At 60.6% G+C, this 14,146-nt stretch carries 13 protein-coding genes; 6 read left to right on the top strand and 7 right to left on the bottom strand.

Going from position 1 to position 14,146, the window contains the following annotated elements; translation table 11 throughout:
• Positions 1 to 96: 96 nt before the first annotated feature.
• The gene (locus C4Q26_RS03800; protein ID WP_023379534.1) at positions 97 to 441 is read left to right on the top strand and encodes a YggL family protein; all 345 of its coding nucleotides are present in this window, start codon (positions 97 to 99) and stop codon (positions 439 to 441) included.
• 36 nt (positions 442 to 477) lie between these two features.
• Here the strand turns inward: C4Q26_RS03800 and C4Q26_RS03795 are convergent, their stop codons facing one another.
• From C4Q26_RS03795 to C4Q26_RS03770, 6 genes are all read right to left on the bottom strand, one after another.
• Positions 478 to 4,092, bottom strand: a complete 3,615-nt coding sequence (locus C4Q26_RS03795; RefSeq protein WP_104882005.1) for an ATP-binding protein — start codon at positions 4,090 to 4,092, stop codon at positions 478 to 480.
• 8 nt (positions 4,093 to 4,100) lie between these two features.
• Complete coding sequence (locus tag C4Q26_RS03790) at positions 4,101 to 4,721, bottom strand: response regulator transcription factor (protein WP_104882791.1); 621 nt, start codon at positions 4,719 to 4,721, stop codon at positions 4,101 to 4,103.
• A 277-nt stretch (positions 4,722 to 4,998) separates the two neighbouring features.
• Positions 4,999 to 6,330, bottom strand: coding sequence for a deoxyguanosinetriphosphate triphosphohydrolase (locus C4Q26_RS03785; RefSeq protein ID WP_023379537.1), 1,332 nt, complete (start codon positions 6,328 to 6,330; stop codon positions 4,999 to 5,001).
• An 81-nt stretch (positions 6,331 to 6,411) separates the two neighbouring features.
• The gene (locus tag C4Q26_RS03780; protein ID WP_023379538.1) at positions 6,412 to 6,738 is read right to left on the bottom strand and encodes a hypothetical protein; all 327 of its coding nucleotides are present in this window, start codon (positions 6,736 to 6,738) and stop codon (positions 6,412 to 6,414) included.
• On the bottom strand, positions 6,735 to 7,109 hold the full coding sequence (locus C4Q26_RS03775; RefSeq protein ID WP_023379540.1) for a phage holin family protein: 375 nt from the start codon (positions 7,107 to 7,109) through the stop codon (positions 6,735 to 6,737). The genes C4Q26_RS03780 and C4Q26_RS03775 overlap by 4 nt, the downstream gene beginning before the upstream one ends.
• Before the next feature lie 9 nt (positions 7,110 to 7,118).
• Positions 7,119 to 7,433, bottom strand: a complete 315-nt coding sequence (locus C4Q26_RS03770; RefSeq protein WP_023379542.1) for a YqjD family protein — start codon at positions 7,431 to 7,433, stop codon at positions 7,119 to 7,121.
• Between the two features lie 312 nt (positions 7,434 to 7,745).
• Between C4Q26_RS03770 and C4Q26_RS03765 the strand changes: the two genes are divergently transcribed.
• From C4Q26_RS03765 to C4Q26_RS03750, 4 genes are all read left to right on the top strand, one after another.
• Positions 7,746 to 8,954 carry an ammonium transporter gene (locus C4Q26_RS03765; RefSeq protein ID WP_023379544.1) on the top strand — a complete coding sequence of 403 codons (1,209 nt, stop codon included), beginning with the start codon at positions 7,746 to 7,748 and terminating at the stop codon, positions 8,952 to 8,954.
• Between the two features lie 72 nt (positions 8,955 to 9,026).
• Positions 9,027 to 9,263 (top strand): glutaredoxin family protein, encoded by a 237-nt coding sequence (locus tag C4Q26_RS03760; RefSeq protein ID WP_023379545.1) that lies wholly within the window; start codon positions 9,027 to 9,029, stop codon positions 9,261 to 9,263.
• 80 nt (positions 9,264 to 9,343) lie between these two features.
• On the top strand, positions 9,344 to 9,652 hold the full coding sequence (locus C4Q26_RS03755) for a hypothetical protein (protein WP_023379546.1): 309 nt from the start codon (positions 9,344 to 9,346) through the stop codon (positions 9,650 to 9,652).
• A 51-nt stretch (positions 9,653 to 9,703) separates the two neighbouring features.
• The gene (locus C4Q26_RS03750; RefSeq protein WP_023379547.1) at positions 9,704 to 10,588 is read left to right on the top strand and encodes a pseudouridine synthase; all 885 of its coding nucleotides are present in this window, start codon (positions 9,704 to 9,706) and stop codon (positions 10,586 to 10,588) included.
• Between the two features lie 134 nt (positions 10,589 to 10,722).
• Here the strand turns inward: C4Q26_RS03750 and C4Q26_RS03745 are convergent, their stop codons facing one another.
• Positions 10,723 to 12,288: a PAS domain-containing methyl-accepting chemotaxis protein gene (locus C4Q26_RS03745; RefSeq protein WP_023379548.1), complete on the bottom strand. Its 1,566-nt coding sequence runs from the start codon at positions 12,286 to 12,288 to the stop codon at positions 10,723 to 10,725.
• 1,259 nt (positions 12,289 to 13,547) lie between these two features.
• Here C4Q26_RS03745 and C4Q26_RS28070 point away from each other — a divergent pair.
• On the top strand, positions 13,548 to 13,772 hold the full coding sequence (locus C4Q26_RS28070; RefSeq protein WP_256583373.1) for a hypothetical protein: 225 nt from the start codon (positions 13,548 to 13,550) through the stop codon (positions 13,770 to 13,772).
• Positions 13,773 to 14,146: the final 374 nt, after the last annotated feature.

Genomic DNA, 14,146 nt, shown 5'->3' with positions numbered 1-14,146 from the left:
AGCGCGATCTACATGGGCTACGGTTCAACGGAAAAGCGCCGCTGGCGCGTGGAAACTGGTAAAGTGCCGCGCGTTATTACTCAAGAGGATTGTTTCATGGCCACCAACCGTTCCCGTCGTCTGCGCAAGAAGCTGTGCGTGGATGAATTCCAGGAGCTGGGTTTCGAACTGAACCTGGATTTCAAGGAAGACCTGTCCGACGAAGCCATCGATGCCTTCCTCGATGCCTTCCTGGCAGAAGCCATGGACGCCAACGGCCTGGACTATGTTGGCGGCGATGACTTCGGCCTGGTCTGCCTGGCCAAGCGTGGCTCGGTCAGCGAAGAACAGCGCGCCACCGTCGAGAGCTGGCTCAAGGGCCGCAGCGAACTGACCAAGATCGAAGTCAGCCCGCTGCTGGACGCCTGGTATCCGGACAAGCCGATCAACCCGGCTTCCTGATCCACAGCTGAGCGGCCGTCCCGCTGACGGACCGCTTCACTGAGCCCTGGCAGGCCCACTCAGGTGCCTGGCCAGGGCTTTTTCAACTCGGCGCATGTGCCGAGCCAACGCCTGTCGCCGGGTCTTCACCATCGAAGTCGGCAGGGCGGTCTCTTCAAGGGCCTCGCAGGCCGCCATCAAGCGCTGTGCTTCGAGCATGCGCGCTGCGCTGAGGATCTTGTGCGCCTGGTCGGAAATCTCCAAGGCGTCTTCAACGGGGTCCATTTGCATCAACACCGTCAGGTCTTGCCGCAAGCTCTCGAGCAACGTGGTCAGGAACCGAGTGCGGGCGCTTGGGTCATTGCCTACGATCGTGCCCAGGCCTTCGAGACAGAAGGGGTGACGCTTGGCGGCGCTGGCTGGTTGACGCGGTTTGATATCGGCCAGGTATTTGCTTAGGGTGCCCAGGCTGATGGGCTTGAGCAGGCAGTCGTCCATGCCGGCGTTCAGGCATTTCTGTGTCACCTCAGGCTGCGCGTTGGCGGTGTAGCCCAGAATTACGCAACGCGCTCGTCCACTGCGTTGTTCTTCGGCACGTACCGCTGTCGCCAGTTGGTAGCCATTCATGTGAGGCATGTTGCAGTCGAGGACCAGCGCATCGAAATTGCCCTCACGCCATTTTTCCAGGCCCTCGGGACCATTGTTGGCGCTCGACTGGCTAAGGCCCAGGTAACTCAGCTGCTGTTCCATCAACAGCAGGTTGGCCGGGTGGTCGTCGATGACCAGGATATTCAGCCTTGGGTCGGGGGTTTGCACGGCGTCGTTCGCCGGCACGGCGCGCGACGGTGGGCCCACCCGCTGCAGCGGCATGACCAGGCGCACCTGGGTGCCAACGCCCTCAAGGCTCTTGATGGTCAGCTTGCCGCCCATCATCTCGCACAGGTTCCGGCAGATGGCCAGTCCGAGTCCGGTACCGGCCCGGGCGCCTTGACTGTGAGGGTTGGCCTGGACGAACGGGCTGAACAATCGGTGCAGATCATCGGCCTGTATACCGATGCCGCTGTCACGCACCTCGAGATCCAGTAGGCCCAGGCCGGTGCCGTCATCATCCTGCACGTCCACACTGATGCGCACCTGGCCATGCTCGGTGAACTTGATGGCATTGCTGGTCAGGTTCGACAGCACCTGTTTGAAACGCAGCGGGTCGAGTAACGCATGGCAGCGGGCGCCAGGGGCGATCAGAACCTCCAGTGACAGGTTTTTCTGGCGGGCCTGGCCGTCGAACACGCGTCCTACCGATTCGATCAGTGCAGCGAGGTTTACAGGCTCCGGCGCCAGTGAAAGGTGGCCCGACTCGATCCGAACGATGTCCAGGATATCGCCGATCAAGCCCAGCAGGTCCTTGGCCGAAAGGTAGGCGACTTCCAGTGCCGAGCGGTCCACCTGCCCTCGGTTCGCCCGTTTGACCGCCAGCTCCAGCATGCCGATGACCGCGTTCATTGGCGTACGGATCTCATGGCTGATGGTTGCCAGGAAGGTGCTTTTGGCACGGTTGGCATCATCGGCCTGCTGCTTGGCCTGGCGTAACTGCTGGACCAGCTTGCGCCGCTCGCTGATGTCGATCCAGCCGCCGATGATCCCCTTGACTTCGCCCATGGAATCCCGGTACGGCAGAATCCAGTGGTAGATGGTCATCTCCTGGCCCTTGACCCGCAGCGGCCGATCGAGGATCAATGGGGTACCGATGCTCATCACACGGTGGTAGTCGGCCTGGATCTGCCGTGTATGTTCAGGATCGCCGTTCAGGCTGTCTTCCAGGCGCTTGCCAATGACGTCTTCGGCGCTGGCCTGGACGGCCTCCAGGTAGCTGTCGTTGCAGCTTTGCAGGCACCCCTCGCGATCTCGCACGTACATCGGATGTGGAGTGCCGTTGATCAGGGCACGCATGAACGCCAGTTGATCGTTCAGGGCGCGCTCGGCGAGTTGGCGCTGTTTGATCTGGCGCCGCAGGCGCGCATTCCAAAGCAGCGCCAGCAGCAGTAGCAGGCCGGTTCCCAGCAGGACCTGCACCGCCAGGCGCAGAAAACCCTGCCAGGTGTTGTCCTCATGGACGCTGTAGCCGCGCCAGCGGTTGTTGATGACCCCCAGTTCCTCCGGCGAGATGCTCATCAGGGCTTTGTCGAGAATCGAAGCGAGCTCGCTCGACGCACTCGGCATGGCCATGGCGAAGCTGGCAGGCTCGCTGTCGATCGAGCTGCGGATGATCAGGTCGGGGTTGCCGGACACTGCGTGGTTGGCGTCGAGCAAGGTGGTGATGACGGCGTCGACGGCCCCGCTGCGCAACAAGGCCATGGAATAGAAGGCGCTTTCGGTTTCGATCCAGCCAATCAGGGGATAGCGCCTGGAAAGCATCTCGTCCATGGCGCTGTAGCGGGTAATTGCGATGCGATGGCCTTGGAGTTGCTCCAGGGTATCCAGTGGTTGCTCGTTGGCACGGGTAACCAGTACGTAGGCACTTTCAAGGTACGGGCGACTGAGGCGCAAGGCGGCGCCATCGGCGCCGTCGGTGGCGAACGCGGCGATCATGTCGACCCGGCCATCCTTGAGCCGGGTGATCATGTCGGCGATACCGCTGGCGCGCTGCACCTCGAAGCGCAGGCCAGTACGCAGGCGAACCAGCTCCAGCAGGTCGGCGCTGATCCCGCGAAAATGGCCGACACCATCGAAGAACGAGACCGGCGCTGCCGTCTCGTCGATGGCTACCCGCACTGTCGGATGGGTCTGCCGCCATTTTTCCTCGGCGGCCGTCAGTTGCAGTTGGCGATCGGTCAGCAGCGTATCGCTGCCCGCGCTCCAGCGTTTGAAGATACTGGTGCGCACGACGCTGGGCTGGATATCGAGGGTGGCGTTCACCAGTTCCCTGAGGGTGGTATCGTCCTGGCGCATGGCGAAGCCGAAGCCAACCGCCTCGTGCTGGCTGAAGCTGGCCATGCGTAGGCGTGGCAGGTGGCCGCGATTGAGCTGGTAGTGGGTGGAGATCGTGTCTCCGATGAACACGTCGGCTTGGCCAAAGGCTACGGCGGCAAGGGCCTGGGATGATGAGCCGAAGGCCAGCAGCTCGGCCTTGGGGTAGGTGTCATGGACTTTTCGCTCGGGCTGGTAATGATACAGCATGCCCAGGCGCAGCCCATCGAGGTCACGGTCCACCGCACGTTTTTCATATTCGCGTGTGACCAGCACCGGTTGGTCGATGGCATAGGGGCGGGACAGCACCAAGCCGTCGGTTTGTGCTTCGTAGCTGTTGGCGCTGCCGAGCAGGTCGATTTCACCCCGTTTCAGGGCCTCGACCGCTGCTTGTCGGTGAGGGTAGCGCAAAACCCGTATTGGCAGCTTCAGGGCTTTGCCGATCAGGTTGGCGTATTCAGCGGTGAGGCCCTGGTAGTCGCGGCCACCGCTGGTGATGTCGAACGGAGGGTAGTCCGGTGCCGAGGTGCCCAGCACCAGTTCGCGACGATTCTCCAGCCATTGCTGCTGCTCGGGCGTCAGTTGCGGATAGGTCGCGGTCGTACCGGAGCGGGGCAGCAACGCATAGGCGGTGGCTTCATGGTGTGTCGCCTGGGCCGCACTCATCATGATCAAGCCAAGGAACATGCAGACAACGTAGCGTGCCATGCCAGGCCTCAGACCAATGCGTTGCGTTTGGCCATGTCTATCAGGTCGACCAGTGTATTGACCTTGAGCTTTTGCATCAGTCGTTTCTTGTAGGTGCTGACGGTTTTGTTGCTCAGGAACATGCCCTGGGCAATCTCCTTGTTGCTTCTGCCTTGGGCAAATAGTTGCAGCACCATAAGTTCGCGGTCATTAACCTGTCGGAAAAGTTTTAAATCGACGTCCGACGCTTCCTGGGAATAATTCATTGCCTGGCTGGGGAAATAATTGTATCCAGCAAGTACAGCCTTGATGGCGCTCAGCAGTTCGCTGAGGTCTTCCTGCTTGCACACATAACCGGCCGCCCCCGAATGCATGCAGCGCACCGCGAACAAGGCCGGGGACTGGGCGGTGAGTACCAGCACTTTCAATGGCAAGGCCATGTTCTGGAGGCGTGACAGCATTTCCAGGCCATCGAGCATGGGGATGCTGATGTCGAGAATCACCAGGTCGGGGAGGGCGTCGCGGATCCTCTGCATGGCATCGACACCGTTGTCCGATTCGCCGACGATCTTGTAGTTCTGGTTCTCCAGCAGCATGCGTACAGCCAGGCGGATAACGGGGTGGTCATCGACAATGAATACGGATTGCATGTTCAACTTCCTGCGGATTAGTGGCGAAGGCAGGTGCACCTTAACTCAGTTGGAAGTCAGCGGGCATGCGAGGAACGACTGTTAGCGATATATGGGAAATCGCTTACAAGAAAAAACAAATAAGACTACGAAAATGCCACGTGTTGTTATTCATTTGACTGATTTAGTAACTTTATATTTGCTAAAAACAAGCCGTGTTTAGCCTTGCTCGGCGGTATGTAGGAGTTTTCTTTCAAAAAGGGTGGCGCGGGCAGCCGCCGCGCCACGTGACAGGTACTCATACCGGGCTGGAACGACCTGTCATTTCCCGTGCCATTTCGCTGGCATAGCTGTCGGTCATGCCGGCGATGAAATCGATCATGCGCAGGAAGGCATTGTGCAGTGAACCGTGTGGGTCGGGCGCATTGTTGCCGATCAGGTCGAGCACCCGGCGGCTCTTGAACGACGGTGAGCGGCCGCCATGTTGTTCCAGAGCAGCTCCGCAGAAGGTGTTGAGCAGGATTTCCAGCGTGGTGTAGGCGCCGATCTCGTGCAGGGTCTTGCGTTTGTCCTGGAAGATCTTGTTACGCGCCATGTCCTTGGCCTGCAGAACGCAGCGCTTGGCCGGGCCATGCATGTGCTCCACCAGATCCCCTGGCAGACGGCCGGCCAACAGCGCCTGTTGCTGCTCGACGAAGGCGCGGGCGGCTGCGTTGGTCAGGTGCTCGATGGCCTTGCCGCGCAGGATGGCCAGCTTTCGTCGCCGGGAGTCCGAGGGGCCGAGTTGGCGGTAGGTTTCGGGCAGGTCGTCGCCAACCAGGTCGAGCAGCAGCGCTTCGACCTCCGCGTACTGGAGCAACTCCATTTCCAGACCGTCTTCCAGGTCGATCAGCGCGTAGCAGATGTCGTCGGCCGCCTCCATCAGGTACACCAGCGGGTGACGCGCCCAGCGTTGGTGCTCGAGCAGTGGCAGGCCCAGTTTGCGGGCGATCTGCTCCAACAGCGGCAATTCGCTCTGGTAGCACCCGAATTTATGCTTCTTGTAGCCCAAGGCATCCGCGTGGCGGGCGCTCCAAGGGTATTTGAGGTAGGTGCCCAGCGTGGCGTAGGTCAGTCGGGTACCGCCATCGAACTGGTGGTACTCCAACTGCGTGAGCACACGGAAACCCTGGGCGTTGCCCTCGAAATTGAGGAAGTCGGCCCTTTCGTCATCGTTCATGTCGTCCAGCCAGCCACGATCCGCGGCCTGCTGGAACCAGTGACGAATAGCGTCCTCGCCTGAATGGCCGAACGGCGGGTTGCCGATATCGTGGGCCAGGCAGGCGGACTGTACGATCATGCCCAGGTCGCTGGGGGCGCACCAGTCCGGCAAGCTGTCGCGCAGGGTTTCGCCAACCCGCATGCCCAGCGAACGGCCGACGCAGCTGACCTCCAGGGAATGGGTCAGGCGGGTATGGATATGGTCGTTGCTGGAGACTGGGTGTACCTGGGTCTTGCGTCCCAGGCGGCGAAAGGCGCCCGAGAAGATGATCCGGTCGTGGTCTTTGTGGAAGGGGCTGCGGCCGAGTTCTTCGGGGCTGTACAGGGCTTTGCCCAGGCGTTCACGGGTCAGCAGGGTTTGCCAGTCCAAGGCTCGATCTCCTGTCGGTCGATGGCCATAGCTTCCCGTGTCGCGGCTGGCGGTGCAAGCGCCAGCCGCTGATCATTCCCCTCAGGGGCGCCGATTCTGCATGAACAGGCGAATCAGTGGCAGCAAGCTACCCCCCAGCCGCACCAGACGGGCCAGGTTGCCGCTGCGCATGCCTTTGCCTGTGAGGAAACCCATCGCTACCACAGCGCCGAGCCCCCACAATGGCGCATGCTTGATGCCCAGGCCGTCCTGCAGCGAATTACCCATGCCGCGCACGCGTCTGAGTGGTTCGAGCAGTTGCGCCGACTCGTGGCGAATTTCCTGACGGTGCATTTCCAGGCGCAGGCGCAACAGTGCCTTGCGCAGTTCCCTTGGGTTTCGAGTATTTGGCAATTCCGGCAGGCTCATGGCAGTAGGCGCTCCCGGTCCTTGGCCAACTCTTCAAGCGTGGCGTTGAAGGGCGACGATTCGTCGAATACCGCGGCCTTGAGGCGCAAGCCGCAATACAGCGCGGCCAGGCTGTAGAACACGCACAGGCCAATGATGCCGGCCAGTCGATAGCTGTCCCACAGCAGTACCAGCAACAGTCCGGACAAGGCTGTCAGCAACAGCAAAGCGAAGACCAGTGCCAGACCCGCGAACAACAGCAGGCTCAGGGTGCGGGCTTTCTGCTCCTGCAGTTCGATGCCGAACAGTTCGATATGGCTGTGCAACAGCCCGAGCAGGGCCGCACTCAGGCGTTTGCCCGAAACGCCGGCGCCGTTGGCGTCGTTCTCCATGGGGACTCCTCAGCGCCGATTGGCCAACAGGCCGATCAGCAGGCCAACGCCCGCAGCGATACCGATCGCGTGCCAGGGCTTTTCCTGCACATACTGCTCGGCGGCACCCAGGGCGGCCTGGCCGCGTTCGCGCACTGAGTCCTGGGTCAGTTGCAGCGTTTCGCGGGCCTGGGTCAGGCGCTCGTGGATCTGCTCGCGCAGTTCGTCGGCCTGGTCGCCTGCCAGGTTGGCGGTGTCGGCAAGCAGCTTCTCGGTGTCTCGCACCAGTGCCTGGAAGTCAGCCATCAATATCTCTTGTGCATTCTTTGCCGATTTGCTGGCCATGGGGCTCTCCCTTGAGTGTTGGTGAAAATTTCGAGTAACGCGGCGTGGCAAAGGTTCACTGCCAACGCTGGTATGGGCCTTGCTAAGTGTTTTGCCACGTCATGGGGCGATGGCATGGACCGTTGCGCCGATTCAGGGCGACACCCCGGCGGATACCAACAAACCTTAACCCAATCCTCGACAAACCCAAGAAAAAACCACGCAGGCTCCAGCCGGGTCACTGAAACAGGGCAGGGGGCTAGCACCGATTAGGTGCACGGATGCAGGTTCTTGAACTGTCCTGGTGCTTTTTTCAGCAGGTCTGCCTACGTCATGGAAAACATGCACAGCGCGATGGACTCCCTGGTCCATGGCTCCAATACGCTTTTCATCCTCATGGGGGCCATTCTAGTACTGGCCATGCACGCTGGCTTCGCTTTTCTGGAAGTGGGGACCGTGCGACACAAGAATCAGGTCAACGCATTGTCGAAGATCCTCAGCGACTTCGCCATATCGGCCTTGGTGTACTTCTTCATCGGTTACTGGATCGCCTATGGGGTAAGCTTCCTGCACCCGGCGGCGCAGCTGGCGGCCGACCACGGCTATGCACTGGTCAAGTGCTTCTTTCTGCTGACCTTCGCCGCGGCCATCCCGGCCATCATCTCCGGCGGTATCGCCGAGCGGGCGCGATTCGCCCCGCAGCTGTGCGCAACCGCATTGATCGTTGCGTTCATCTACCCGTTCTTCGAAGGCCTGGCATGGAACGGCAACCTGGGTGTGCAGGCATGGCTGCAGGCTACCTTCGGTGCGCCTTTCCATGACTTCGCGGGCTCGGTGGTGGTGCACGCCATGGGCGGCTGGCTGGCCCTGGCGGCAGTGGTGCTGCTGGGCGCGCGGCGTGGGCGCTATCGGGAGGGCCGTCTGGTGGCGTTCGCGCCTTCGAGCATTCCATTCCTGGCGCTGGGTTCGTGGATTCTGATCATCGGCTGGTTCGGCTTCAACGTCATGAGTGCCCAGACCCTGCAGGGGGTGAGCGGCCTGGTGGCGATCAACTCGTTGATGGCCATGGTCGGGGGAACGCTGGCGGCCCTGCTGGCCGGGCGCAATGACCCTGGCTTCCTGCATAACGGCCCATTGGCAGGCCTGGTGGCCGTGTGCGCAGGTTCGGACCTGATGCACCCGATTGGCGCTCTGGCCACCGGGCTGGTGGCTGGCGTGCTGTTCGTCTGGAGCTTCACCGCTGCACAGAACCGCTGGAAGATCGACGATGTGCTGGGTGTCTGGCCTCTGCACGGCTTGTGCGGGGTTTGGGGCGGAATCGCCTGTGGCATCTTCGGCCAGGTCGCGTTGGGCGGCATGGGCGGGGTCAGCCTGATCAGCCAGCTTTTGGGCAGCCTGGCTGGTGTGGTGGTGGCGTTGGTGGGCGGTTTCGCGGTGTATGGAACCCTCCGTGCGCTGCATGGACTGCGTTTGAGCCACGAGCAGGAGTTCCAGGGTGCCGACCTGTCGCTGCACCGCATCGGTGCCACCAGCCAGGATTGAGCCGAGTCAGATGCGCATAGGGCGGGACCGACCTAGAATAGAGGCTCTCCCATTCTCTGACCGGACCTGCCCATGCTGCCTGAATGCCAACTGTTCGGCACCCTCGGTTGCCATCTATGCGAAGTGGCCGAGGCCGTGCTGATGCCTTTCGTCGAGCACGGCCTGCTGGTGGAGCTGGTCGATATCGCCGAAGACGAAGCGTTCTTCGAGCGATACAGCCTGATCATTCCGGTGTTGCGGCGATGCGACAACGGCGCCGAGTTGCGCTGGCCATTCGATGCCGAGCAGGTGGTGACCTTTCTTGGCTGACCTGTGCGAGGGCAGCCTGAATTGACGGAATAGTGAAGCTCTCCGTATGCTGTATATAAATACAGTATCAGGGTGAACTCATGCTCAACGTCGAGCAACTCAAGTACAGCGTCAACCGCATGTCGCCAGACCGGGTATGCGACGCCGTGGTCGAACTGCGTCTTGAAGGCCTGGTGACGGACGACCGCACCCCATTTGGCAAGGTGCATTTCAACACCTGCTTTGCCGAGATCGAGGCCTTGTTCCAACGGGCCGGCTACCACCGGGCGCTCGATGTCGTGGGTTATCAGGGTCTGGTCTATGCGCTCTACGACCCTGGACGCTGGGAGGCGGTGGAGGTGTTGCGTTGGTTGAAAGAGCGTAGCGATGGAGTAGGGCGGGCTGGTTGAGCTGTCGGGCTTGGGGGATAATGCGCGGTCCTGATCGCCCAGAGCTTTGCCATGACCACACCGTTCGACCCCGCTCGCCAGCAGGCCAGCACCGTCTGCCTGCCACCTGGTAACTGGGCGACGGTTCTGGATTGTCTTTGCGACCACTTCAGCGCCATCAGTCGCGACCAGTGGCTTGACCGTTTTGCCCGTGGTCGTGTGCTCGATGCCGAAGGCCAGCCTATTGCAGCTCACCTGCCATATAGGCGGGGCATGCGCCTGCACTATTTTCGCGAAGTGCCCAATGAACGGCCGATCCCGGTGCAGGAAACCATTGTTCACATGGATGAGCACCTGGTGGTGGCTGACAAGCCGCATTTCCTGCCGGTGACGCCGACCGGGGAATACGTCGAACAGACCTTGCTGCGCCGCCTGATCCGCCGCCTGGACAATCCCCACCTGGTGCCGCTGCACCGGATCGACCGGCACACCGCGGGCCTGGTGTTGTTCTCCGCCAACCCTCAGACCCGCAGCGCCTACCAGCGGCTGTTTCCCGAGCGGCGCATCGACAAGCGCTACCAGGCCATTGCTGCGGCGATGCCACAGCATGCATTCCCTTTGGTGCACCGAAGCCGCCTGGTACATGGTGAGCCATTCTTCCGCATGCACGAGGTCGAGGGCCAGAGCAATAGCGAGACCTTGGCCGAGGTGCTGGAAAAGCGAGGCGAGCTTTGGCGCTACGGGCTGTCGCCGGTAACCGGCAAGACTCATCAATTACGTGTTCATATGGCGGCGCTCGGGGCAGGGATCTGCAACGACCCGTTCTACCCGGTTTTGCTCAAGGAAGAAGACGATTACCAGCGACCGTTGAAGTTGCTGGCGCAGAGTTTGCGTTTCGAGGATCCGTTGACGGGGGAGCAGCGGTACTTCGAGAGTGGTTTGACGCTGGATTGGTGAAGCCGGGCCGCTATGCGGCCCGGTGTTCATGCGGGCTCCTCGCAGGAGCACCCGATTGCTGTTGTCTTGCCGGTCCCATTGCTGGCAAGCCGGTTCCTACAGGCGGTGCGCGACGCCTGCAGGAGCGAGCAAGCTTATCGGTTGAAGCGCTCCACCAGCGAATACTGCGTGCCGGCAGTGGAGGTCAGCTCTTCGCTGAGCAGTGCCGAGTGTTGCGCCTGTTCGGCGGTCTGGTCGGCCAGCTCGGCGATGGTGCTGATGTTGCGGCTGATCTCGTCGGCCACGGCGGTCTGTTCTTCGGTGGCCGCCGCGATCTGGGTGGCCATGTCGGTGATATTGGCTACCGCTTCGCTGATTCCAATCAGCGCCTGGTCGGCCTGCATGACCCGCTCGACACCTTCCTGGGCCTGGCGGTGACCGGTTTCCATGGTGAGTACAGCGTTGCTGGCGGTTTGTTGCAGCTTGGCGATCAGGGTGTGGATTTGTCCGGTCGACTCGGCGGTACGCTGGGCCAGTTGGCGGACCTCGTCGGCGACCACCGCGAAACCACGGCCCATTTCACCGGCGCGGGCGGCTTCGATGGCGGCGTTCAGTGCCAGCAGGTTGGTCTGGTCGGCGATGCCTTTGATCACGTCTACCACACCACCGATTTCATCGCTGTCCTTGGCCAGTTGCGTCACGGTCTGACCGGTTTCGCCCACGGCTGTGGAGAGTCGTTCGATGGCTTCGCGGGTTTCACCGGCGATCTGGCGACCCTGGCTGGTCAGGCGGTTGGCTTCCTGGGTGGCGTCGGCAGTGCGTTGGACGTGGTTGGCCACTTCCTGAGTGGTGCTGGCCATCTGATTGACGGCGGCGGCGACCTGTTCGGTTTCCACCCGCTGACGCTCCAGCCCCGAGGAGCTCTTGTGGGCCAGGGCATCGGACTGGCGCGCTTGCTCGCTGAGGTGTTCGGCACTGTCCTGCAGACGTGTCAGGCAGGTCTTCATCCGCGCATCCTGGCTGAGCATCGCCATTTCCAGGCGTGCCTGTACGCCGCGGCTGTCGGTGAACATCTGCGCGATCAGCGGGTCGGAGGTGGTCTGCTCGGCCAGGCGCAGCAGGCGTTTGAGGCCGCGTTGCTGCCAGGTCAGGCCAAGCAGGCCCAGCGGTACCGACAGGCCGGCGGCCAGGGCAAAGCCCCAGGAATGGCCGAGCCAGTTGCCGATGAGGAAGCCGATCTGGCTGACGAGAATGAACGGCAGCCAGTCCTGCACCACCGGCAGCCATGTGTCGCGGCGCGGGATGGCGCTCTTGCCTTGGTTGATGCGTTGGTAGAGGGCTTCGGCGCGGCGGATCTGCTCGGCAGTAGGTTTGACGCGGACCGACTCGAAGCCGATGACTTGGTTGTTTTCGAAAATGGGGGTGACGTAGGCATTGACCCAGTAGTGGTCGCCCGATTTGCAGCGGTTCTTGACGATGCCCATCCAGGGCAGGCCCTGCTTCAGGGTCTGCCACATATGCGAGAACACCGCCGACGGAACGTCGGGGTGGCGCACCAGGTTGTGCGGGGCACCGGTCAGTTCTTCGCGGGAGAACCCGCTGATCTCGATGAATGCATCGTTACAGTAGGTGATCACACCTTTGGCATTGGTGGTGGAGATCAACCGCTGTTGGGCAGGGAAAGTCCGTTCTCTCTGGGTAATCGGCTGGTTGTTACGCATGGGCTGAGTAATCCGCAAGGCTTTCCACAGATATCGGCAAGCCACTGGTTTTATTGAATGAATATTTAATTATGGTTGATCTGGCGCAAGGATTGTGAGGTGGGGCTGCATTAGGGAATCCTAGGTTTTCAGGGAAGATGCTGCCTTTACTCGGAACTTTATGACCATTTTGTGACGCTTGGCGTCTATCATGACCGATTGGCCATCAAAGAGCCATCGCGCGATGCATGCTGCGCTTTTGCTTTCTTTTGCTTTTGCTGTGTTCTGGTTTCCAGTACGCGGTTGTCCAGGCGCCGCTACTTGCGACGTCGGTAGGTCGAGCGTAGGGCTTGCTCCGGGAGGGCCGCGCTGAACGGCCCCTCCTGGGCCGCAGCGTTTGACGGGCATTCATGCCCGTCACCTCCCTGCGCAGTCGCATCAGGTGGCGTCTGAACTACTGCGAGCTAGAAGCAAGAGCAAAGCGAAGCAAAAGAAAATTTGCCTCGCATTTATGGTTTTAATATTGAATGTGCGGCTGGTTCAGTTGTTGTTGTTGTTGTTGTTGTTGTTGTTGTTCGGATTTGGTATTTCATGCTCCGCTTTTGCTTTTAATGCGCGATATCCCAGACGCTGCAAATTGCGACGTCAGTAGGCCGAGCGTAGGGCTTGCGGAGGGAGGTGACGGGCATGGATGCCCGTCAAGCGCTGCGGCCCAGGAGGGGCCGTTCAGCGCGGTCCTCCCGGGAGCAAGCCCGTAGCGAGGGAACCCCGAAGCGCAGCGTAGGGGCCGGATGATAGGAGCCAGCGGTTTTTGCCTACTTTTGCCCAAGAGCAAAAGTAGGTCGCCGTAAAGGCGAAAAGGTGAATGAGCGCCTCCATGGCGAATGGATATTCACGCTATCTGAATGCCGCCCTTAAATCTGTGCTTTGAAGTTTGAGGTTTTGGTTTCTGGATGCGTGAGCATATCCATTTGCCAAGGCGACGCTCAATCACCTTTCCGCTCTTACAGCGGGTCACTTTTTGGCAGACGCCCCAAAAAGTAACCAAAAAAGTCTGGCTCCTATCATCCGGCCCCTGCGCTGCGCTCCGGGGTTCCCTCGCTCCGGGCTTGCTCCGGGAGGACCGCGCTGAACGGCCCCTCCTGGGCCGCAGCGCTTGACGGGCATCCATGCCCGTCACCTCCCTACGCAAGCCCTGCGCTCGGCCTCCTGAAGTCGCATGAGGTGGCGCCTGAACTACCGCGCGCTAGAAGTAAGAGCAAAGCGAAGCAAAAGAAAATTTGCCTCGCATTTATGGTTTTAATATTGAATGTGCGGCTGGTTCTGTTGTTGTTGTTGTTGTTGTTGTTGTTGTTGTTGTTGTTGTTGTTGTTGTTGTTGTTGTTGTTGTTGTTGTTGTTGTTGTTGTTGTTGTTGTTCGGATTTGGTATTTCATGCTCCGCTTTTGCTTTTCATGCGCGATATCCCAGACGCTGCAAAGTGCGACGTCAGTAGGCCGAGCGTAGGGCTTGCGGAGGGAGGTGACGGGCATGGATGCCCGTCAAGCGCTGCGGCCCAGGAGGGGCCGTTCAGCGCGGTCCTCCCGGGAGCAAGCCCGTAGCGAGGGGACCCCGAAGCGAAGCGTAGGGGCCGGATGATAGGAGCCAGCGGTTTTTGCCTACTTTTGCCCAAGAGCAAAAGTAGGTCGCCGTAAAGGCGAAAAGGTGAATGAGCGCCTCCATGGCGAATGGATATTCACGCTATTTGAATGCCAGCGCCAAGTATTCGCTTTGAAGTTTGAAGTTTGAGGTTTTGGTATTTAGATTTATGAGCATATCCATTTGCCAAGGCGACGCTCAATCACCTTTCCGCTCTTACAGCGGGTCACTTTTTGGCAGAC

It is taken from the genome of Pseudomonas sp. SWI44 (assembly GCF_002947915.1).
GTDB classification, from domain to species: Bacteria; Pseudomonadota; Gammaproteobacteria; order Pseudomonadales; family Pseudomonadaceae; genus Aquipseudomonas; species Aquipseudomonas taiwanensis.
The sequence above is the reverse complement of the archived record's forward strand: the minus strand, read 5'-3'. Positions and strand labels throughout refer to the sequence as shown.

What these genes read in the sequence shown, in the direction of transcription:
- C4Q26_RS03800 (WP_023379534.1), top strand. Translation starts at nt 97, where the DNA reads ATGGCCACCAACCGTTCCCGTCGTCTGCGCAAGAAGCTGTGCGTGGAT.
- C4Q26_RS03795 (WP_104882005.1), bottom strand. Translation starts at nt 4,092, where the DNA reads ATGGCACGCTACGTTGTCTGCATGTTCCTTGGCTTGATCATGATGAGT.
- C4Q26_RS03790 (WP_104882791.1), bottom strand. Translation starts at nt 4,721, where the DNA reads ATGCAATCCGTATTCATTGTCGATGACCACCCCGTTATCCGCCTGGCT.
- C4Q26_RS03780 (WP_023379538.1), bottom strand. Translation starts at nt 6,738, where the DNA reads ATGAGCCTGCCGGAATTGCCAAATACTCGAAACCCAAGGGAACTGCGC.
- C4Q26_RS03775 (WP_023379540.1), bottom strand. Translation starts at nt 7,109, where the DNA reads ATGGAGAACGACGCCAACGGCGCCGGCGTTTCGGGCAAACGCCTGAGT.
- C4Q26_RS03770 (WP_023379542.1), bottom strand. Translation starts at nt 7,433, where the DNA reads ATGGCCAGCAAATCGGCAAAGAATGCACAAGAGATATTGATGGCTGAC.
- C4Q26_RS03765 (WP_023379544.1), top strand. Translation starts at nt 7,746, where the DNA reads ATGGAAAACATGCACAGCGCGATGGACTCCCTGGTCCATGGCTCCAAT.
- C4Q26_RS03760 (WP_023379545.1), top strand. Translation starts at nt 9,027, where the DNA reads ATGCTGCCTGAATGCCAACTGTTCGGCACCCTCGGTTGCCATCTATGC.
- C4Q26_RS03755 (WP_023379546.1), top strand. Translation starts at nt 9,344, where the DNA reads ATGCTCAACGTCGAGCAACTCAAGTACAGCGTCAACCGCATGTCGCCA.
- C4Q26_RS03750 (WP_023379547.1), top strand. Translation starts at nt 9,704, where the DNA reads ATGACCACACCGTTCGACCCCGCTCGCCAGCAGGCCAGCACCGTCTGC.
- C4Q26_RS03745 (WP_023379548.1), bottom strand. Translation starts at nt 12,288, where the DNA reads ATGCGTAACAACCAGCCGATTACCCAGAGAGAACGGACTTTCCCTGCC.